Source organism: Candidatus Cloacimonadota bacterium (assembly GCA_034722995.1).
Classification (GTDB): Bacteria; Cloacimonadota; Cloacimonadia; order JGIOTU-2; family JGIOTU-2; genus JAGMCF01.
This window is the reverse complement of sequence record JAYEOL010000001.1, coordinates 1-21,697: the sequence shown is the minus strand read 5'-3', so window position 1 is coordinate 21,697 and position 21,697 is coordinate 1. Positions and strand designations below refer to the sequence as shown.

At 32.2% G+C, this 21,697-nt stretch carries 18 protein-coding genes; 1 reads left to right on the top strand and 17 read right to left on the bottom strand.

Annotation, left to right across the window (positions count from 1 at the left end; genetic code table 11):
* Positions 1-10: 10 nt before the first annotated feature.
* The 16 genes from U9R23_00090 to rplM form a co-directional block, all read right to left on the bottom strand.
* Complete coding sequence (locus tag U9R23_00090) at positions 11-1,570, bottom strand: bifunctional response regulator/alkaline phosphatase family protein (protein MEA3474840.1); 1,560 nt, start codon at positions 1,568-1,570, stop codon at positions 11-13.
* Positions 1,571-1,577: 7 nt separating this feature from the next.
* Entirely contained in the window at positions 1,578-1,820 is a 243-nt protein-coding gene (locus U9R23_00085; GenBank protein MEA3474839.1) for a DUF2283 domain-containing protein, read from the bottom strand.
* Positions 1,821-1,833: 13 nt separating this feature from the next.
* Positions 1,834-2,130: a hypothetical protein gene (locus U9R23_00080; GenBank protein MEA3474838.1), complete on the bottom strand. Its 297-nt coding sequence runs from the start codon at positions 2,128-2,130 to the stop codon at positions 1,834-1,836.
* Between the two features lie 59 nt (positions 2,131-2,189).
* Positions 2,190-3,344: a tRNA guanosine(34) transglycosylase Tgt gene (gene tgt / locus U9R23_00075; protein ID MEA3474837.1), complete on the bottom strand. Its 1,155-nt coding sequence runs from the start codon at positions 3,342-3,344 to the stop codon at positions 2,190-2,192.
* Entirely contained in the window at positions 3,337-4,680 is a 1,344-nt protein-coding gene (gene rseP / locus U9R23_00070) for an RIP metalloprotease RseP (protein ID MEA3474836.1), read from the bottom strand. Before rseP ends, tgt begins: the two co-directional genes overlap by 8 nt.
* 22 nt (positions 4,681-4,702) lie before the next feature.
* Positions 4,703-5,968: an ABC transporter permease gene (locus U9R23_00065; GenBank protein ID MEA3474835.1), complete on the bottom strand. Its 1,266-nt coding sequence runs from the start codon at positions 5,966-5,968 to the stop codon at positions 4,703-4,705.
* Positions 5,965-8,196: a type I DNA topoisomerase gene (gene topA, locus U9R23_00060; protein ID MEA3474834.1), complete on the bottom strand. Its 2,232-nt coding sequence runs from the start codon at positions 8,194-8,196 to the stop codon at positions 5,965-5,967. The genes U9R23_00065 and topA overlap by 4 nt, the downstream gene beginning before the upstream one ends.
* Before the next feature lie 38 nt (positions 8,197-8,234).
* Positions 8,235-11,375, bottom strand: a complete 3,141-nt coding sequence (secA, locus tag U9R23_00055; GenBank protein MEA3474833.1) for a preprotein translocase subunit SecA — start codon at positions 11,373-11,375, stop codon at positions 8,235-8,237.
* A 99-nt stretch (positions 11,376-11,474) separates the two neighbouring features.
* Entirely contained in the window at positions 11,475-14,102 is a 2,628-nt protein-coding gene (locus U9R23_00050; protein MEA3474832.1) for a DUF2723 domain-containing protein, read from the bottom strand.
* A 134-nt stretch (positions 14,103-14,236) separates the two neighbouring features.
* Positions 14,237-14,416, bottom strand: a complete 180-nt coding sequence (locus U9R23_00045; GenBank protein ID MEA3474831.1) for a 4Fe-4S binding protein — start codon at positions 14,414-14,416, stop codon at positions 14,237-14,239.
* A gap of 8 nt (positions 14,417-14,424) precedes the next feature.
* Positions 14,425-14,988 carry a ribosome recycling factor gene (gene frr / locus U9R23_00040; GenBank protein MEA3474830.1) on the bottom strand — a complete coding sequence of 188 codons (564 nt, stop codon included), beginning with the start codon at positions 14,986-14,988 and terminating at the stop codon, positions 14,425-14,427.
* A gap of 186 nt (positions 14,989-15,174) precedes the next feature.
* Positions 15,175-15,882, bottom strand: a complete 708-nt coding sequence (gene pyrH, locus U9R23_00035; GenBank protein MEA3474829.1) for a UMP kinase — start codon at positions 15,880-15,882, stop codon at positions 15,175-15,177.
* Between the two features lie 2 nt (positions 15,883-15,884).
* Positions 15,885-16,478: a translation elongation factor Ts gene (tsf, locus tag U9R23_00030; protein ID MEA3474828.1), complete on the bottom strand. Its 594-nt coding sequence runs from the start codon at positions 16,476-16,478 to the stop codon at positions 15,885-15,887.
* Between the two features lie 63 nt (positions 16,479-16,541).
* Entirely contained in the window at positions 16,542-17,561 is a 1,020-nt protein-coding gene (rpsB, locus tag U9R23_00025; protein ID MEA3474827.1) for a 30S ribosomal protein S2, read from the bottom strand.
* Positions 17,562-17,706: 145 nt separating this feature from the next.
* Positions 17,707-18,093, bottom strand: a complete 387-nt coding sequence (rpsI, locus tag U9R23_00020; GenBank protein MEA3474826.1) for a 30S ribosomal protein S9 — start codon at positions 18,091-18,093, stop codon at positions 17,707-17,709.
* A 33-nt stretch (positions 18,094-18,126) separates the two neighbouring features.
* Positions 18,127-18,558, bottom strand: a complete 432-nt coding sequence (gene rplM, locus U9R23_00015) for a 50S ribosomal protein L13 (protein ID MEA3474825.1) — start codon at positions 18,556-18,558, stop codon at positions 18,127-18,129.
* Between the two features lie 236 nt (positions 18,559-18,794).
* Here rplM and U9R23_00010 point away from each other — a divergent pair, with 236 nt between their 5' ends.
* Complete coding sequence (locus U9R23_00010; GenBank protein MEA3474824.1) at positions 18,795-20,210, top strand: aldehyde dehydrogenase family protein; 1,416 nt, start codon at positions 18,795-18,797, stop codon at positions 20,208-20,210.
* A 72-nt stretch (positions 20,211-20,282) separates the two neighbouring features.
* Here the strand turns inward: U9R23_00010 and U9R23_00005 are convergent.
* The coding region (locus tag U9R23_00005; GenBank protein MEA3474823.1) for a choice-of-anchor Q domain-containing protein at positions 20,283-21,697 on the bottom strand (1,415 nt) is incomplete at its 5' end.

The window sequence follows — 21,697 nt, the reverse complement described above, 5'->3', positions numbered from 1 at the left end:
TTTATATCCTCTATTTCCCTTTCGGGGTCAAAATTGAAACAGGTAATATCATCTCTTCCATAGAAGTTCCACCATGCTGATATGTACCATCAAATTTTTTCTTATATTCATGATAATCAGTAGGAAAGACAAAATAGTAATCACTCTTTGCAAAGATATAATTTTCCACTATATTTTCTGTTGGAAGTCCAAATTCTGAAGGATTGCGGACTTTAATTGCATGTCTTTCATTACAGGATAAGTTTTTCCCATGTTTTGCTCTCAAACCTGTTGTGACATCCTTATCACTGATTACTTTTGTTGCATGTTGAACTTTAATAGAACCATGGTCTGTAGTTAAAACTATAATAGCATCCTGTTTAGCAATTAACTGTAATGCTTCATAAAATTTTGAATTAAGAAACCATATTTTTGATAATGACCTTAATGCTCGGTCATTTGAAATCATTTCTTGCAAGACTTCGTCCCTAGATCGATGATGAAGTAATAAATCCAAAAAATTATAAACAAGAATAACCAGTCGTTCTTTTCTATAACTTGGGATTTTTTTAACAACATATTGTCCCTCTTCTGGATTTAGAATTTTAGTATATTTACTTCCATTGTGTAGTGATATTCCTAATCTTTTTAATTGTTCGTCAATAAAGAAATGTTCGTAGCGATTGAGACTATTTTCATCCTCTCTGCTACTTCCCCAGAATTGTGGGAAAACCCTTGCAATATCTTTAGGCATCATACCGCTGAATATAGCATTTCTTGAATATGGTGTAGATGTTGGAAGGATAGATATATACAAATCTGTTTTAATATTAAAGAGTTGTTCTAAATACGGTTTAAATACCATAAACTGGTCAAGACGCAGGCAGTCCAAGACTATAAAATAGACTACTTTTTTTTGTGAAAATAAAGGAGAGAGATATTTTTTTACTATTTCATAAGATAATGTAGGGTGATTCGCATTTTGAAACCAGTTTTTAAAATTATTTGCAATAAAGTTTGAGAATTCAACATCACAATTTTTCCGTTCAAAATCGTGCATTTGAACAATATCTTCGTAATACAATTCATCAAATTTTATATCCCATTCTACAATTCGTCTGAATATTTCAGTCCAATCTTTCCAATCAGGCTCGGAGAATAGTTTTTGATTTAGCCAGGCAGAAAACTGAGCGTATTCTTCACCCATTCTATTGCGTCTAATTTCTTCAGACATCAGGATTTTTTTGATGGACATCAAGATTTGGTTTGGATTTATTGGTTTTATGATATAATCGGTAATTTGTTGAGAAATGGCTTTATTCATCAAGCCTTCCTCTTCATTTTTTGTAACCATTACAACAGGAATAGAGCCATTCCGTTTTTTGATTTCAGATAGAGTTTCAAGCCCATCAAGTCCAGGCATCATTTCATCAAGAAGCACTAAATCAAAATTATTTTCTTCAACTAATTTGATACCATCATTACCATTAGACGCTGGAATTACCTCATAATTTCTCTCTTCAAGAAATAAAATATGAGGTTTAAGCATCTCTATTTCATCATCTATCCATAATATTTTTGTTTTTTTCATTTTTCCCTTAATTTTTAAATTTCTTACTGATATTTGTTACGGTTATTCCGACAACTTTTTTATCTCTGAGTCGCAAGAATATCCCGTCTTCCAATATATCAGTATCAGTTGCCCTCTGAGGTCGTTCTAAACTTATATATAGAACATCAGCCTCTTCATCAAAATCAAACCACAGATGTTTTGTGCCCACTTTTTTGATATGGGGTAAAGCTGCGAATATCTTCTTTATTGCTGCGGAGGTTGTTGCCATATTATTCTCCTTTTTAAGAGTTTTTGAATTTTTGTTGTAAAAAAAGCTGTCCCGATAATATCGGGATAAATCCATCATTACGCTCTTTTAATTCTTTATACATTACAAGCAAAACTTTTTCTTTTGAGACAACTTTTACAGCCCAAAGCTCATCTTCATCTCCCTCTAATACCCATGTGGGCTCAGCAACGGTTTCTAAAACATCAAAGTAATATCCTGCCATATCATCATGGTTTTCTACAATATGAGTCCATCTTTCGTCAGTTAGACGAATTGGAATATTAAAAACAGAATATGTAATATCTGTCATTTTCCCCTATCCATTTTTTTGAGTTTATCTGTACTTCTATGATCTTTCATTTCTTCTGATTAGCGATTTTGTGTAACATTACTTCTAACTTTATTCTCTCCATTATATCTTTCTATAAATCTTCTTTTAAATTCAGTAAAATTATCATTCATAATTGCTTTTCTAATACTTTTCATTAAATTAAAATAAAATGCCAAGTTGTGAATAGTTGTCAATCTTACGCCTAAAATTTCTTTTGTTTTGATTAAATGTCTAATATAAGCACGTGAAAAATTTTTGCAAGCATAACAATTACAATCATCTTCAATAGGATTGAAATCCTCTTTGAATTCAGAATCGCGGACAATTAACTTACCGTTTTTTGTAAATACAGTCCCATTACGCGCATTTCTTGTTGGCATAACACAATCAAACATATCAATACCTTTTTCAATATTTTCCAGCAAATCTATTGGTGTACCAACACCCATTAAATAACGCGGTTTATCTTCAGGCAGGATATTATTGAGCAGTTTTACAATCCGAAACATATCTTCTTTATCTTCACCAACAGCCAATCCTCCAATAGCATATCCATCAAAACCAATCTTCAAAAGTTGTTTTGCACTTTCTTCTCTAATATCATCAAAAACACTTCCTTGAACTATACCGAATAATCCCTGTCTTCCGTTATTCTTTATGAATTCTTCCCTGCATCTAATCGCCCATTTTAGACTTAAATCAGCAGATTTTTTTGCATATTCATAACTGGAAGGAAATGGTGTACATTCGTCAAGAACCATAATAATGTCCGCACCTAAATTTTGTTCAATTTTAATAACTCTTTCAGGTGAGAAAAAATGATGACTTCCATCAATATATGATTGAAATTCTATACCGTCATCAGTAATTTTACGAAATTGCTGAAGGCTCATAACTTGAAAGCCGCCACTATCGGTTAATATTGGCTTATTCCAACCAATGAAATTATGAATACCGCCTGCTTTTTTTATTAATTCATCGCCTGGTCTTAAATAAAGGTGATAAGTATTTGATAAAATTATTTCATACCCAATTTCTTCTAATTCATCCGGAGACATAGACTTTACAGTTCCTAAAGTTCCGACTGGAATAAATACAGGTGTAGAAATTTTCCCGTGTGCAGTTATTATCTCTCCACATCTTGCAGAAGAGTTCAGGTCTTCTTTTATCAGGTTAAATTGGAATTTATTCATTCTTTTCTAAAACTGAGGACGGATTTCCTTTTATTAAAGAAAACTGTCTATTTACAAAACGCGATATATCGTTATAAAAAGCAAAAATCATAATAGTAAGGATAATTGCCAAACCTATTCTCTGCAGCATTGCTTCCACAGATGCTTTCAGGGGTTTTCTTCCTATCCCTTCACAGATTGCAAATATAATCATTCCGCCATCTAAAATTGGAATTGGCAAAAGATTCATAATCATAAGTATAATGCTAATCAAAGCCATAAATGAGAGGAATGCACTTAAACCTTCTTTTGCTTGCTGTCCTGAAAGAGCCGCAATCATTATAGGACCACCAAGATTCTTGCTTATATGTGAAGGAGATTTAAATAATCTAATTAATCCACTATAATATCTATATACTAAAGATATACCAGTTAGAAAACCATATTTAACTGAATTTACAATGTTATACTTTTCAATATAGACCGAGTCTAACTTCTGTACCACACCTATAACCCCTTGATTATCTTCCGATTCAGTATCAATTTGAGGTATGATTTGCAGGTTTATTACTTCGTCATTTCTTTTGACTGTAAATTTCAAAGGTTTTTCAGGACTTTCGCTAATTATCTTTTGCATATCATACCAGTCAGAAATCGGTTTCTCATTTATTACAATAACAATATCATTTTTCTCCATTCCAGATTGATATGCAGGAAATCCGTATAATACTTCACCAATTTTTGCAGATACAAAAGGTTTGATATCAGTCAGCCAGTATTTATAATCAAAATTTTTTACACTTAGACTTAAAGTCTCATTATCTCTTTGAATAACAACATTATGTATTTCTTTATTGTTATTCCAAGTTTTAATAATGGGAAGCCAACCATTAACTTCATTATCATCAATTTTTAGTATTTGGTCACCTGCTTTAAATTTTCTTATTTCCTCGTTGTCAGTATAAGAAATTCGTCCTATGATTGGTGCTAAATCATAGTTTTTAATACCAATCATAAAGGTCAAAATTAAAATTAAAATTGCAAATAAGAAATTTGAAAAAGGTCCTCCAATTGCTATTAAAATTTTTTGCCACCATTTTTTGTTTCTGAAACTTTCTGGAGAGGACTCTTGCTTCTCATCTAAATTTTCGCCTAACATCTTCACATATCCCCCTAAAGGGATTAATGAAATACGATATTCTGTTTCTTTAAATGTTATTCCAATAAGTTTAGGACCAAATCCAAATGAGAATTTCTCAACCTTTACTTTACACAGTCGGGCTATTACAAAATGTCCAAGCTCGTGAACAAATATAAGAACACCTAAAAGAAAAACGGTTGCTAAAATTGTAACCAATGTTACCTCTTAATTTGTCTTATTATTCAGTATAGAAAATTGCTTTTATTGGATCGATTTTGGAAGCTTTATATGCGGGATAAAAGCCAGAAACAAATCCTACAATAACTGCAAATATCAATCCAATGATTATTCCCGTTATTGGGAAGGAAACAGAAACTTCAATTTTAGAAGTTATAAATTTGATTAAGATTAAAGCAAATCCAGAGCCAAATATTCCTCCCATAAAAGCTAATGTTATAGATTCAAGGAGGAAATGTGCGAATATATCTTTATTTTTTGCACCGATACTTTTTCTAATGCCTATCTCCTTCATCCTTTCTCTAATGGAGATAAGTAAAATGCTGAACAGTCCTATTGCACCCGTGAAAAGCGATATTCCAGCGATACATAATAAAATAATATTCCAATTTTTCATCTGTGTATTGATTTGTTCTCTTATTTCCAGCATTCGCGCACTAATATCCATAATTTCTATATCATCTGCCATATTATGTGTAGCAAGAAGCAGTTGTTTGGCTTGATTAAAAACACTTCCTACTTTTTCAGAATCAATTGCTTTAATCCATATATTGTCAATTTGCATATTTGGTCTTAAATATTTTGCAGCACATTTTGATGGAATGAAGCAGCTTTCATGGTCACGCTTTCTTTCCCAGATATTACCTCTAACAGTCTTACCGGGTTCATCTAATCCTTCATCTTTAAGAACACCAACAATTTTTAATCTAATATTGCCGATTGAAATGAATTTTCCACGACCATCAGTTTTAGAATAGAATTTCTTTTTTAGCGATGAGCCGATTATACATACATTTTGGCCATCATTCTGTTCAATGATACTAAACAATCTTCCATTTCCAATGAGGTAATGTTTGTTTTTGAAAAAAGCATTATTTACACCATTCAATCTAATTTTGCTTGATTTACTATTAATTATACAAACTTTTTCATCATTTATGCTTGGATAGAGATATTCAACATTATTTAATTTACTGTTTAATACCTCATAATCATTGTAAGTTAGATTTTTAAATCTGGGTTTAGAGGCATATTTTTTTAACTTACTTTTTTCAGGGTTTGGAAAAGCAGAGTATAAAATTATAACATTATCATACCCAAGTGAACTTATTGTTTCTTCAATAAGTTGTTTCATTGCATTAACAGAAGAGAACATAGTAGTTACTGCAGCGACCCCGATAACAATTCCGGCAAGGGTAAGAATTGAACGCAATTTATGCGATAGGATACTTTTTAAACCAGAAACAAAGGGTTCTACGAATTTCATTTAATCAGCTCTTTCTTACAATTCAAGCAAATAATTGTTTTGGTTCCATTTTTGTTTATTGATTTTTCAAACATAGTCTCTGCTCCGCAATCAGGACATTTTAATTTAATGGGTTTATAATTAGTAATGAATTTGCACTTTGGATAATTTGAACATCCATAAAAGGTTCTCCTGGTCTTTTTGCTCTTTCTTTCTAATAATTCTCCATCACATAAAGGACATTTTAGGCCAGTTGAAAAAGGTTTGGTAAATTTACATTTTGGATAGTTGCTACAAGCATAAAACTTTCCGAATATTCCGATTTTTAATACAAGTTTTCCTCCACATTTAGGGCATATTTCATCGGTTTTTTTATCTTCAATAATTTCAACTTTGCCATTTTCATTTAGTTTAAAGTTTTTTGTATTTTTGCATTTTGGGAAATTAGAACAGGCGAGGAATTGACCGTTTCTTCCCCATTTGATTATCATTGGTGCGCCACATTTATCACATTTTATATCACTTAATTTTTCTAAATTTTTTCTTTCTGCTTTAATATCAATTCTTTTTAAAACTTTAATGAATTCTTTGTAGTAATTTTCTAATGTCTGTTGCCAGTTTGTAATTCCGTTCTCAATTTCATCCAATTGGTTTTCCATTTCAGCTGTGAATGAAACATTAAAGAATTCAGAAAATTTATCTATAAGGAATTTTTCTACTTCCATTCCTAATTCGGTTGGATAAAATTTTTTCCTTATCAGGTTTACATATTGTCGTGCCAGCAATGTTGAGATTATTGGTGAGTAAGTGCTGGGCCTACCGATTCCCTCTGACTCCAATTTCCTTACCAAAGAAGCTTCTGTATATCTTGCTGGTGGTTTGGTAAAATTTTGATTCTTATTAAGTCTTATTAACTCAACTTCATCCATTACATTAAGTAAAGGCATTTTATTAGCGATATACCTGATAGTTACATGTGGATAGCATTTCATAAATCCATCAAATTCAATGGTGCTGCCATTTGATTCAAATAGCCCATCACCAGCTTTTATTAAAACTTTAACCATATTAACCTTTGCACATGCCATTTGAGTAGCAACAAATTTTTGCCAGATAAGTCTGTATAATTTATATTGGTCTTGCGATAGGTAATCTTTGATTGATTCCGGTGTTCTAAAGGATGAGGTTGGACGGACAGCTTCATGTGCGTCTTGAGCTTTATTCTTGTTTTTATACATTCTTTTGAATGAATTTGAATATTTTTCTGGAAACCTTTCTGTAATCAGTCTCCGTAATTCAGCATTCGCTTTATCAGAAATTCTGACAGAATCAGTTCTCATATATGAAATAAGTCCAACATTCTTTCCTTGAATATTTACACCCTCATAAAGTTGTTGCGCAATCCTCATTGTTTTTTTTGTTGAAAATCCCAATATTGTTGAGGCCTCTTGTTGCAAAGTGCTTGTGATGTATGGAGGAAATGGTGATATAGTCTTACTTTCTTGCTTTATATCTTTTACAATGAATTTTTCTTTTTCTAACCTTTTAAATATTGCATCAGCTTCAGCTTCATTATTCAATTTACCCCCAATTAAATTGGGGGTTTTGTTTTTATATTTTTTTAATATTGCTTTAAATTTAGTCTCCTTTTTCAAATCTGCATCAATAGTCCAATACTCCTGCGGAACAAATTTTTTAATTTCCTCTTCCCGCTCACAAAGAAGTCTTAAGGCAACTGTCTGAACTCTGCCAGCAGAAAGGTTTTTGGCAATCACTTTCCATAAGACAGGACTTACTTTATATCCAACGATACGGTCTAAAATCCTTCTGGTTTGTTGTGCATTGACCTTATTTTCATCAACTTGGGCTGGGGATTTCATGGATTCTTGAATTGCTTCCTTTGTAATTTCATTAAAAACAACTCTAAAAATTGGTTGTTCAGGAACAGATTTTTTTAGAATTTCTTTTAAATGCCAGGCAATTGCCTCTCCTTCCCTGTCATTATCAGAAGCCAAAAAAACCTTTTCGGATTCCTTTGCTCTTTTTATGATTTGATTAACAATTTTCTTTTTATCAGGATTAAGGACATAGTATGGTTTGAAATTATTTTCAATATTAATACCAAATTCCTTTTTTGGTAAATCGCGTATATGACCCATTGAAGCAAGGATTTCAAAATCTTTGCCTAAGTATTGTTTAATGGTTTTAGATTTAGTTGGAGATTCTACTATCATTAGATTTTTTGGCATTTATCTTCCTTATTTCCTTATTTCCCATATTTCCTTCATCACTTCTTCCTTCCGCAGCAGTATTTGTATTTCTTCCCGCTTCCACAGGGACAGGGGTCATTCCTGCCTACTTTTTGAACATGGATAGGTTTGGATATATTTGAACTTTGGCTTTGTTTAATTCTTTCAGTATTTGAAGCTTCCTGTTGTGGAACTCCAAAAACTCTTCTTTCTAAATGTGACAACTTAATATCTTTTGCCGTTTGTTTAACTTGATAATAAGTTGCAGGATAAAGTGTAAACACACTCTTTATTACTTTCTCTTTGATAGTATCAATAAGGTTAAGGAAAAGTTCGTAACTTTCTTTCTTATATTCAATTAGAGGGTCTTTCTGAGCATAAGCACGAAGTCCAATTCCTTCTTTTAATCTGTCCATTTCATAAAGATGGTCTTTCCATTCTGAGTCAACAACCTTTAGTAAGGAGTATCTTTCAAGAACCCTTTGCTCATCTTCAAAGCCTTTTTCTTTATTGTCATAAGCATCTTTTAATTGAGAAAAAATCTGATCTATTAAATCATCCTTATTATGAATATCATTTATATTTATTTTAGCTGCAAGTTCACTTTTAAACCAATTACACAGGTCTTCAACAGGCCATTCTTCTTCATACTGAGCTTCACCTAAGAAATCATATACTTTATTTTCCACAAAATCGCTCATCATTTCCATTATTTCGTCTTTTAGATTTAGACCCTTTAAGACTTTCCGTCTATATGAATAAATGACTTCTCTTTGCTGATTCATTACATCATCGTATTTTATCAATTGTTTTCTAATTTCAAAGTTATGCCCTTCAACCCTTTTTTGTGCATTTCCAACAGCTTTTGTCATCCAGGGATGTTTAATTGCTTCACCTTCATTTAGTCCTAATCTGGACATAATATTAGCGATTCTGTCTGAACCGAATATTCGCATCAAATCATCTTCTAAGGAGAGATAAAATCTTGAGGAGCCTGGGTCGCCCTGTCTGGCACTTCTTCCTCTTAATTGTTTATCAATTCTTCTACTTTCATGCCTTTCGGTTCCAATAATATGTAATCCGCAGGGGACTTCTTTAAAACAATTTTCAGGACCATCTGGTGCATTTATGCCTGCATTTTCGCAATTTTCCAGGCATTTTATAATACAATTTGAGCATCGCACAACTCCAGTCCCAAGTTTAATATCTGTTCCTCTTCCTGCCATATTTGTTGCAATAGTAATTGCTCCAGGTTCACCGGCATGAGCAACTATCTCAGCTTCTTTCTGATGATACTTTGCATTTAAAACTTCATGTGGGATGCCCTTTCTTTTTAGTAATCTACTGATAACTTCAGATACTTCTACAGAAATAGTGCCAACTAAAACAGGAATTCTCTTGGAATACCAATGTTCTATTTCATCAATAATTGCATTATATTTTTCCTTTTTGGTTCTAAAAATAAGGTCGTCATAGTCAATTCTACGGACAGGTTCATTTGTTGGTATCTCTATTACTGGAAGCTTATATATCTCTTCAAACTCAGCTGATTCAGTAACAGCGGTACCTGTCATTCCAGCAAGTTTTGTATACATACGAAAATAGTTTTGCAGAGTGATAGTAGCCAGGGTTTGAGTGGCTTCTTGAATTTGAACCATTTCTTTAGCTTCAAGTGCTTGATGAAGACCTTCACTAAATCTGCGTCCTGGCATTAATCTACCAGTGAATTGGTCAACAATAATTACTCTATTATCCTTTATAATATAATCAACATCTTTTTCAAAGAGTGAATAGGCAATTAGCATTTGTTTAATATTATGTAATTTCTCATTTTTTTCTAAAAATTCTTCTTGAATGTGCTGTTTTTTTTCCTGTTTTTCTGAGAAGGATAATTTCTCATCTTTATCAACTTTTTCAATCTCCTCATCAAGGTCAGGCATAATGAAGAGAGTTCTATCATATTTGGAGAGTTCTTCCTGTCCATTTTCGTTTAATTCAGCACTTCGCTGGCTTTCTTCAATAGAATAATAAAGTTTATCATCAATCAAATGTATTTGCTTTTCGCGAAGATATTGTCCTTCCACTTCGTTCATTATTTTTCTATATCTGCCATCTTTGATTATTTTTAAAAATCTTTTTGATTTTGGAGCAGCTCTTCTTACAGTTAGAAGTTTTTCCCCAAATTCAAACGAATTACTTTCATTTGTTCCTTTACTTATCATGATATCAATATCAGAGAGAATTTCATTTACTAATACTAATTGTTTTTTAACTAATTTTCTTATTTGTGGATTTAACTCGCGATAGAAATTTTTTGAATGTTCAACGGCTCCGGAGATAATAAGTGGGGTCCTGGCTTCATCAATAAGAACGCTATCTGCTTCGTCAACTATACAGTAGTAATGTCCTCTTTGCACAATTCCATCTGGAGAAACTGCCATATTATCACGCAGGTAATCAAATCCGAATTCATTGTTTGTTCCATAGGTTATATCGCATTGATATTGTGATTTTCGGTCTTCCGTATCTATATCGCCATAGATACAGCCAACAGATAATCCGAGGAATCTATAGATTTCTCCCATCCATTCTGCATCTCTTTGAGCAAGATAATCATTAACAGTTATAAGATGAGCACCTTTACCAACAAGTGCATTAAGATAAAGAGGCATTGTTGCAACAAGTGTTTTTCCTTCACCTGTTTTCATTTCAGCTACCATTCCGTTATGCAGGGCAATAGCACCGATTAGTTGAACATCATACGGAATCATATTCCATTCTATTTCATGACCACGAACTTTCCATTTTTTGCCAATCAGACGGCGACAAGTCTCTTTTACTACAGCATACGTTTCTGGTAAAATGTTATCTAATATTTCTTTCGTAGCTTCATTTAACGCCTTTTCTGCTTCATCAACTTTAATGCTTATTTTATCTTTTTCATCATCATCAAAAGTGGAGTTGTGCTCTGTTTGTAACTCGTCTAAATGCCTCTGTTTACTGGAAGTATAATCTTGGATACGCTTCTTAAACTCAACAGTCTTTGCTGCTAACTCATCATCGGACAGGGATGGCAATTTCTCATATTCCTTGTTTATAGTATCCACGGTTGGCCTCATTTTTTTCATTTCTCGTTCAAAATGAGTGCCAAAAACTTTTGTAAGAATTTTTTGAATCATTTAAATTGGTAAACTTATATCCCCGATTCCTGAGCTCGTCAGGAACGGGCTTAATCGGGGAGGTGAACTTATTTAACTATAACCAAATTAATTTATTTCTTAATTTTCTATACCTTTTATTAAATTTTCAAATTCAGATTTGTATTTTAGCAGGGTTTTATCTTCAGGATTTTTTTCAAGAATTTTATTAACAAAATTTAAGCCTTGTTGATATTTCTTATTGTTTTTACATATTGAGATATAATGAGTTACAAAATATTTTTCATGTAGATTATTAGAAATAAAATTCTCAAGCAGTGAAAGTGCATCCTTAATTTGCCCTGCTTTGTCTAAATATGTTGATGCAAGATAAATAATTTGACCATCGTTCGGATTTTTTACAATAAGGGGTGATATGGTTTTATAAGCGTTTTCATAATCTCTAATTTCGTAATAAAGATTTGCTAAACTTGGTATATATCTATCTTTATTCTGAATGAAATCTAAGGCTTTTTTCATATACTTTATAGCATTATCATAATCTTTTTTACGATAGAAAACAGTGGACATTCTCATAAAATCAGCACCATAATTATTAACAAGCCGTCTCATATTATTATCTTTATATAGTTCATCCTTGAATATTGAAGAATAATCAAATACATTTTCAATATTATGATTAAGCCGTGCAGCGTCAATCTGATATTTTCCTTTAGTATCAACAAGTCTATCTGCCATTCCCTCACTTTGCAAATAATCATCAAATCCAACATGGCTGGCAACTGTTACAGCAAAATATATTGGTCTTTTACCAAAATTGTCTTTTATAATTTGAAGTACTATCTGGTCTTTAATGTACAATTCTGTGCCTTTCTTCAAATTGATTGAGATTTTTCCAACTTTAAAAACGGCATTATTTGACAATTTCATAGGCCTAATACTTTTGATTTGCCTATCTGTAAGATTAATCTCTATGCCTTCATAATTTCTCAATTGTTTTATATACCAAGGAGTATTAAGCAGACTGAGGTTTGCAACGCTAATATCTTTTCTGATGCCTTTTAAGTTCCTTTTTGCTATACTGGCATGATTGAGTAATCTTCTGGTGCGTGTAGGCATTTCCTTTTTATCTGAAATTGAGATTCCTGTAATTTCTTTAAAAGTAAGGGTGTCATCTTCCAAATAGTATTCTTTGGCATTAGGATCATAAACCGCTTGGGCATACCATAATGGAAATGTATCATTGTCACCATTAGTAAATATGATTGCATTTTTATCCAATCCATTCAAAAAATTTGTGCCATATTCAAGAGAGAGCAATTCCTGGCTTCTATCATTTTTATGATAGTGAGAAGCCATATTAACTACTGGTAGAAGGAAAAGAAAAACTAATAATATCATACTAAGGGCTTTTATTCTCTTTGCAAAGTATCTTACAATACCCATAGCTCCAATACCCATCCAAAAAGACCACAACATATAAGCAGTAATAAAAAAATAAGGTCTATTCCTTACCTCGTCAATTGAAAGATTCATTACAAGTATCATTGCAATACTTGCCATAAAGAAAAGGGAGCCAAGATAGAGAAATGAGCGTTTACTTTTTTTATATTGGTAATAAAGTCCAGTAAATCCTAAGAAAATGATAATAAACTGAAAAAAATAATGAATGAATTGTTTTGAGATATTTAGGAATTTGCTAATTACTTCTGCATCAAAAAATTGCCAGCTGAAATATCGTAAGAAATGGTGATTTAACTGAAACAGAACGGGACCGCGCCTTTGGAAGAAGCTGGTTGGACCATACTGCTTTCTAAAAATATAATCTAAAAAACTTTGCCAGTTAGACGGATTACCTTCATTTATAAATGGGTGTGCAGATGCTCTTATTGGAAGTATTAAATGTGTACTTATACCAATTATTATCATAAAAAGAGCAAAAATCCACACACGTGTCTCTACATAATCTCGTAAATAATAAATCATTAAACCTATAATGAAAACTACAAAAATATATTTTCCTATTTCTAAGCTTTGACCATCATGCTTAATTTGATTAAAAATTAAATATAAAACAAATGCAATTATAGAATAAGTAATAAGTTTTGTAAAAAAAGATTTATTAAACTTTATTAATGGTAATACTGCAATCAATAAAATTGCTGGTGCAATCTGTAATGTGGTTTGATGAACTCCAAATCCAAGAAAAAATAAGAATATAATCAGAAGCAAAATATTTTGATGGTCAAAATCTTTTGATTTTTCTGTCCAAATAAGTGTCAACCAGATTATCAGTGTAATGAAGAATGAGAGTCCTCCATACACCTCAGCTTCAATTGCATTTACCCAGAATTCTTTAGAAAAGGCAATAAAAAGTGCACCAATAACGCCTGCAAAATAACAATATATTGACTTCTTCTCCCATATTGAAACCAATTTTACAATTGAAAGATATGCAAAAAGTACAGCAAAAGAGCTGAAAATAATTGAAAGTAAACTAACACTTTGAGCATCTGATAAACCTAAAGGTAACAATGTAATAAACTTTCCAAGGATAATGTAGAACGGATTTCCTGGTGGATGTGGCACTCCGAAAATACTACTACAAGTAATATATTCACCACAATCCCAGAAAGAGAGCGAAATAGGTTTTGTTATGAAATAAATAATAAAAGTTACTGCAAAGATAAACAGACCTATAATCGCGTTTGTTCTTTTATTAATTAGCGTTTTATTTTTAAAATCCATAAATCTGATCTAAAAAGGGCTGAATCCCTTGGGATATAGGAAATAAGTTATTCTCCCAGCCTTGAATGGTCGGACTAATAATTCTTTAATTAACATATCAATAGTCTAATATTATCCATAGTAACTCAAGCCCTTTAGGTATTAGAATTTTTGCCTTTTATTGCGCCTAATGGGCATTCTTTAATACACAAACCACATTCTATACAATCATCAGTTATTATGTATTGTGTTTCATCTTCAATAATAGCATTTTCAGGACAAACATCAACACAAGAGCCACACTTGATACAATCTTGAGTAATAATAAAACTCATGCTTCTTATTAAATCTCCATTATCTCATTTTCTTTGTTTTGAATAATACTGTCTATTTTTTTTACAAATTCATCTGTAATATCTTGAATTTCATCCAATCCATCTTCGCGGACATCTTCAGAAATATTACTATCTTTTTCTAATTTTTTTACTTCCTCATTGAAATGTCTTCTTGAATTCCGTATAGAGATTTTAGCTTCTTCTCCGTGTTTTTTTACAAGCTTAACTAAATCCTTTCTTCTTTCTTCAGTGAGAGACGGGAAAATTAATCTAATAACATTTCCATCAGATTGAGGAGTGATACCTATATCTGAGGCTAAAATAGCTTTTTCAATTAATGGAAGCAGTGTCTTTTCCCAAGGACGAACAATAATCATTCTTGCTTCAGGAATAGATAAAGTCCCAATGTGATTTAATGGAGTTGGTTGTCCATAATAATCAACTTTTATGCTCTCTAAAAGACTAATATTGGCTTTTCCTGTTCGAATTTTTAACAAGTCGCGATTTAAAGATTCTATGCTTTTTTGCATCTTTTCTTTAACAGCTTTGTAAATAGAATCTAACTCAAACATTTTTACTCCTAAATATTCACTTAAGAATGTTACATTTCAATAAAATTTAAATTTGCAAGTGATATTATTCACTCAAGTAAAAGGTAAAAACCCGGAATTAACCCCTTTTCATCCGTCGTAGTAGAAACTACGGAGAACGGGCAGGGGTTTTTTTGAGTGGTTTCATAATATTACTTATTAAATCTACTAAGTGACTATACTTCCAAAATTCTCATCATAAACAGCTTTTTTAATATTACCTGATTTTTTAATATTAAATACTTTTATAGGAAGTTGAAACTCTCTTGCTAAAGTAATTGAAGTTAAATCCATTACCTTAAGATTTAGTTTTATATATTTATCAAATGATATAGTTTTAAAAAGTTTCGCATCTTTATACTTTCTTGGGTCTTTATTATAAATACCGTTAACTTTTGTTCCTTTAATAACAATTTCTGAATCAGTTTCCAAAGCTCGGAGGACAGCAGCTGTATCTGTTGTAAAGAAAGGGTTACCAGTACCGCCGCCAAAGATTGTAATAACTTTGTTTTTTAATGCTGATTTTGCTTTAGCAGAATTAAATATCGTTCCGATATTACCAATATTCTGAGAGGCAAATATTACTGATTCTGTATTGAGTTCATTAAACTTTTCATAAAGTGCAATTGAGTTTTGGATAGTTGCGAGCATTCCAATACTATCTGCCTGAACTCTATTCATTTTGTTGGCAACGGTGGAAGCACCTCTAAAGAAATTTCCACCACCGGTAACTATACATATTTGAACTCCATCATTATGAATTTCAATTAATTCTTTAACTAATTTTGTAAGAGCAATATCATCTATACCAAATGATTTTTGACCTTGTAAGACCTCGCCACTAAGTTTGAGTAGTATTCTCTTATAAATTTTCATTGTTACTTGCCTATTTGAAATCTTGCGAATTTGCCAATAAAAATATTTTCTCCAAATTCTACAACAGATTCAGTAAGAAACTGTTGAATAGTTTTATTCTCATCCATGACAAGAGGTTGATTCAGAAGGCAATTTTCCTTATAAAATTTTTTTAATCTTCCTTCAATAATCTTATCTGTAATTTTTTCAGGTTTTCCCGAATTTAATGCTTGAGCTTTATAAATATCTTTTTCTTCGTCAATCATTTTCTGGTCAATACCTTCTTTAGCAATTGCTATTGGATTTGTTGCAGCAATATGCATAGCAATTTTTTTTGCTAATTCCTTGAATTTATCAGTTCTGGCAACAAAGTCAGTTTCACAATTCAATTCTATTAGGACTCCAATTTTTGAACCCGGATGGACATAGGAATATATAATACCTTCTTTCGCTTCTCGGGAAGATTTTTCTGCCGCTTTTGCAATACCTTTTTTCCGTAAAATTTTTACAGACTCTTTAATATTACCATTGGCTTCGGTTAAAGCTTTTTTGCAATCCATAAATCCAACATTAGTTTTATCTCGCAATTCTTTTACCTTTTTTGCGCTAATTTCCATTTAAACTCCATTTTTTCAAATTTTTAGATGTATTAATAATTTCCGTGTATTGTGAATTTTGACTCACTTGTGATGAACCAAACCGATATGTATTTTTAGTCCTCTTTTTGAGGATAACGCTTTTCCACAATATGGGCAGACGAACTCTTTTTTCGCTTTTTTACTTTTTGGCTCTTTTTTCTCAGGAAGTGATTTTTTTGTACCCTTAATTTCGGGTCTTTTACCAGCGATTTTAACTGCTTCTGCTTCTTCTGAAACTTTCTTCACTTCTGCGATTGCTTTTTCAGGTTCCTTCTCTGAAGGCATTTCTTTTTTTTCTATTTCCCTTTCCTTAGGAGTTTCTTCTACTGGTTCTTCTATGGTTTCTACATTAATTTCAGAGATGTCGCCACCCTCAGCAGCTATTTTCTTCCCTTCAAGTATAGCATTAGCCATTATATCACTAATAAGGTTTATAGATTTCATTGCATCATCATTTCCAGGTATAACATAATCAATTCCTTCAGGATCACTGTTAGTATCAACAATTGCAACAATTGGAATTTTTAATTTTTGAGCTTCTTTAACAGCATTTTTTTCGTTAATAGTGTCGGCAATTATAAGAGCATCAGGCAATTTATCCATCTCACGAATTCCGCCCAACGCATTCAGAATTTTATCATATTTTCGTTGCATTCTAAGAATTTCCAATTTAGTAAATTTGTTGATTTCTCCCGAGTCTTTCAATTGCTCAAAATGTTCCAATTTTTCTATACTCTTTCGGATAGTTTCTAAATTTGTTAATGTGCCACCATACCACCTGTGGCTTATACAAAATTCCTCACACTTTTCTGCTGCGTTTTCTATTCCTTCAGAAGCCTGCTTTTTAGTGCCAACAAATAGTATTTTCTTGCCATATACAGCTAACTCTCTTAAAAAATAATAGGCTTGATTAATACCTTCTAAGGTTTGTTTAAGATCAATAATATGAATCCCATTTCTTTTTATGAAGATATACTTTCTCATCTTAGGGTTCCATCTACGAGTTTGATGGCCAAAGTGAACTCCGGCTTCTAACAAACTCTTCATTTCCACTACATTCATTTAGCCTCCAACGGTTTTATTTATTAACTTTATCATAGCTACTTATATCCGTATTTCTATTTTGTTCAATACGATTAAATCTTTGTAGAAACCTGACACCGTTTGTAGCGTAAAAGTTAAATTTTTATCTACTTTATAATTTAGGTTATCTCTTGGAATATTGATAAGCTTTTCTCGCTTTTGCTAATCCGTATTTTCTTCGTTCCTTTTCTCGTGCATCTCGTGTAAGAAGACCTGATTTCTTTAGTATTGAACGCAGTTCAGGATCGTATTCAATAAGAGCTCTGCTAATACCAAGACGGATAGCGCCTGCCTGGCCAGACAATCCACCACCTCCAACATTAGCCCTTAAGTCAAATTTATTAGATTTATCAATAAGTTTGAAAGGTTCTTCCACGATCATCTCAAGGGTTTCTCTATGCAGAAACTCCTTTGAAGATTTTCCATTGATTGTTCGCTTTCCTGTTCCTTTTGATAATCTTACTCTAGCAATTGCACATTTTCTTCTTCCTACAGCATCAAAATATTGCATTAATTATTCTCCTATTTGATTATACATATAAGTTTATATATTTGAAATCAACTCAGGACTCTGAGCCTGATGTAAATGCTCTTTTCCAACATAAATCTTTAATCTTTTCAACATTTGTTTTCTTAATTTGTTTTTAGGTAACATACCATTAACTGCGTGATAAATTACTCTTTTTGGATCCTTCTCCATCATTTTTTTATATGAAGTAATATTTTGGCCACTCGGATAACCAGAATATCTTTTATAAACTTTATTATCTGCTTTATGTCCCGTGAGTTTCACCTTTTCTGCATTAATTACTACAACATAATCACCCATATCAAAAAAAGGTGTGAAAATTGGTTTATGTTTACCTCTTAGTAACTCTGCAATCTTTGTACTTAGACGTCCTAAAACTTTATCTTTTGCATCAATGATATACCATTTATGCTCAATCTCTTTTACTTTTGGCAAAAAAGTTTTCATCATTACTCCATTATATATTTGCTAACTTTGGCAAATGTTGACAAAAAAAATTTTCTTATTTCTTTTTAAAAAGATGCTGAATAATTGCAAATTAGTTTAGTGACTAAAATTCTTGTCAAGTTTCTCTGGTAAAGAAATTATATAAAGTATTTTTATAAAATAGTTTGACAAGATTGTTAAGAATTTAATAATTTATTCCAAAATTTTTCAATAAAATTATAGAAAAAGGAATAATTATGAGAAATGAATATCCACTATTTTTAGGCAATAACCCGATATCTGATTCAGAAAAGTTTAAAATTGAATGTCCATTTGATAATAGTATTATTGGATTAGTTAATAAAGCCAATCAGAATCATATTGAAACTGCAATTGATAAAGCAGAAAAAGTCTTTAAAATTACGAGAATGATGCCAGCATATAAAAGGGCACAAACACTTAATAATATTGCAAAAGATATTCAAGAAAGAAGTGATGAATTATCAAAGATTTTAGCTTTAGAATGCGGGAAAAATATCAACTTTGCAAGAGGTGAGGTACAAAGGGCTTTTCAAACTTTCACCATTGCGAGTGAAGAATGTAAAAGAATTGAAGGAGAATTTTTTAGCCTTGATTCTACTAAAAAAGGAGAGGGAAAATCAGCATTAGTAAAAAGGTTTCCAATTGGACCTATTTTAGGTATAACACCGTTTAATTTTCCGTTGAATCTGGTTGCCCATAAAGTAGCGCCAGCCCTGGCAGTGGGAAATCCAATTACTATAAAACCTTCATCTTTAGCCCCTATCTCGGCACTGCTTCTGGCTGAAATTGTTACCAAATATGTTCCTGACGGGATGCTATCTGTTTTGCCTTGTTCAGGTTTAGAGATAGAACAAGCTGTAAAAGACCCGAGAATTAAAATGATTAGCTTTACCGGCAGTCCACCCGTTGGTTGGAGATTGAAAGAAATTTGTAGTAAGAAAAAAATCTGTCTTGAATTAGGGGGCAATGCCGGACTTATTCTGGATAAAGATTGTGATATTGAAGATGCAATAAGTAAAACAATTATAGGAGGTTTTGCCTATGCCGGTCAGGTTTGTATCCATACTCAAAGAATATATGTACACGAAAAAATATATGTCAGTTTTGTAAGCAAATTTATTGAAAAAATAAAAGAACTTAAAAGTGGTCATCCCTTAGATGAAAATGTCTTTTTGAATTCAATGATTACAGAAACGGAAGCTATTCGTGCTAAAAAATGGGTTAATGAAGCTGTTGACTCGGGTGCAAAAATACTCTGCGGGGGAGAGCGAAAAGGGAATAACTTCTCTGCAACAGTCTTAACTGATACTACTCCAGATATGAAAGTAGAAGCAAAGGAAATTTTTGCGCCTGTTGTTGCTATCAATAGTTTTAAAGATTTTAAAGATGCAGTTGAAATGGTAAATAACACGATTTATGGCTTACAAGCCGGTGTGTTTTCTAATAATATGAAAAATATATTTTATGCTTTTGAAAATTTAGAAGTTGGGGGTGTTATTATAAATGATGTTCCAACTTTTCGTGTAGACCAGATGCCATACGGAGGTATAAAAAATTCAGGCTTTGGTAGAGAAGGTGTGAAATATGCTATGGAAGAGATGACTGAGATGAAGTTGATGGTCATTGGCTGAAGCCCCGTCATAAATGGTCATAACGCTTTGCTGTTGACAACCTACGACGAGCCGTAGGCTGTTTGGAGCTTCTTATCGCACCAAAATCATCTTCTTCGTTACAGAATTATCTCCATAAATTAACTTATAAAAATACACACCAGGACTTACTTTATTCCCATCCTCATCCGTCCCATCCCACACTATATCTGTTTTTACCCAAAAATTATGATTTCTGCCTGAATATTTGCGAACCAATTGTCCTTTTACATTATAGATTGATAAAGTGTAATCTTTTACCCGTTCATAATCTGCTGTGATAAATAATATCTCAGTCTTGTCTTTAAATGGATTCGGTGTATTTTGAAATAAATATAATTTGTTAATGAATGATGTATCAGGTTCATCTATTCCCTGCCCTTGCCATTCATACGCTCCTATATCTATTCTGCCATTATATATTCTTGGCTTGCCAGCTAGGTCCAATTCTGGTAAGTTTAATCCAGTTGTATCTGGATTGCCCGCATCTATGCAGGGTGAACCCGGTAATAACTCATAACTGAAAGGATCCCCACCAACAAACATTGGGTCTTCATCTATATTGCCTTCTCCCCAGTTTAATGTACCATTATTATTAATAGCTACCGCCAAACTCCCTCCCTCTATGTTGCAGTATTCTAAAGTTGCTGAATTGGGATCATAACTTGGATGAAACCATATCTCTGTTGCAGGCTCATTCCTGAGAATTGTATTAATAAGTGTTATATGTGCATCAAACACCAGACTTATTGTACCTTGTGAGCAGTGGTCATTATCACAGATAGTACAATTGATGAGATAGATATGCCCACCTCCTTGCCTTATCCCACTGGCTATATCTCCATAATTATCAATTATATTACAATTTATAAATACGGGATAACAAAGATTACCATTTACATTTGCACCAAAATGTCCATATTGTGGATTAGTCTTGTTCCCTTCTATTGTACAATTAATAAAAACAGGATTGCTTTGATTACCACATTCTACTGCTTTAGCATTTACCTGTTCATAGTTTGTTTTTATGATTACATTTTCAAAGATAGAATTGTTTTGATAACAGTTTACATGAGAAACAAAGTCACCATTGTTATCAATTAGACAAATATCTTTAAAATGTGGACTTGAATTTGAACTCATGCTTATCCCACCTATACTTGAATATCCATGTTGTAAACGTAATTCTTGTAGGAAAAAATTACTCACTCCTTTTATAGTAAATAACTTACTTGTTTGCTCAGCATCAAGAATTGTCTCATTTTTTCCAGCACCAATTATAGAAATATATTCTTTTCCTCCGAGAGCAAAAAACTCTCCTGTTGTTGAGGGAGAATAAAATCCTTCTGCTACATTAATTGTATTCGGATGAAGACTATCTGATTTAATCATAATGAGTGCATAATATATGTTTCTATATGCAGTATCCCAGTTTAATCCTGTATTACTATTGTCTCCATCTGGTTTTA

Bases quoted from the DNA above. Each gene is read 5' to 3' on its own strand.
- U9R23_00090 (MEA3474840.1), bottom strand. From the start codon at position 1,570: ATGAAAAAAACAAAAATATTATGGATAGATGATGAAATAGAGATGCTT.
- U9R23_00085 (MEA3474839.1), bottom strand. From the start codon at position 1,820: ATGGCAACAACCTCCGCAGCAATAAAGAAGATATTCGCAGCTTTACCC.
- U9R23_00080 (MEA3474838.1), bottom strand. From the start codon at position 2,130: ATGACAGATATTACATATTCTGTTTTTAATATTCCAATTCGTCTAACT.
- tgt (MEA3474837.1), bottom strand. From the start codon at position 3,344: ATGAATAAATTCCAATTTAACCTGATAAAAGAAGACCTGAACTCTTCT.
- U9R23_00065 (MEA3474835.1), bottom strand. From the start codon at position 5,968: ATGAAATTCGTAGAACCCTTTGTTTCTGGTTTAAAAAGTATCCTATCG.
- topA (MEA3474834.1), bottom strand. From the start codon at position 8,196: ATGCCAAAAAATCTAATGATAGTAGAATCTCCAACTAAATCTAAAACC.
- secA (MEA3474833.1), bottom strand. From the start codon at position 11,375: ATGATTCAAAAAATTCTTACAAAAGTTTTTGGCACTCATTTTGAACGA.
- U9R23_00050 (MEA3474832.1), bottom strand. From the start codon at position 14,102: ATGGATTTTAAAAATAAAACGCTAATTAATAAAAGAACAAACGCGATT.
- U9R23_00045 (MEA3474831.1), bottom strand. From the start codon at position 14,416: ATGAGTTTTATTATTACTCAAGATTGTATCAAGTGTGGCTCTTGTGTT.
- frr (MEA3474830.1), bottom strand. From the start codon at position 14,988: ATGTTTGAGTTAGATTCTATTTACAAAGCTGTTAAAGAAAAGATGCAA.
- pyrH (MEA3474829.1), bottom strand. From the start codon at position 15,882: ATGAAAATTTATAAGAGAATACTACTCAAACTTAGTGGCGAGGTCTTA.
- tsf (MEA3474828.1), bottom strand. From the start codon at position 16,478: ATGGAAATTAGCGCAAAAAAGGTAAAAGAATTGCGAGATAAAACTAAT.
- rpsB (MEA3474827.1), bottom strand. From the start codon at position 17,561: ATGAATGTAGTGGAAATGAAGAGTTTGTTAGAAGCCGGAGTTCACTTT.
- rpsI (MEA3474826.1), bottom strand. From the start codon at position 18,093: ATGCAATATTTTGATGCTGTAGGAAGAAGAAAATGTGCAATTGCTAGA.
- rplM (MEA3474825.1), bottom strand. From the start codon at position 18,558: ATGAAAACTTTTTTGCCAAAAGTAAAAGAGATTGAGCATAAATGGTAT.
- U9R23_00010 (MEA3474824.1), top strand. From the start codon at position 18,795: ATGAGAAATGAATATCCACTATTTTTAGGCAATAACCCGATATCTGAT.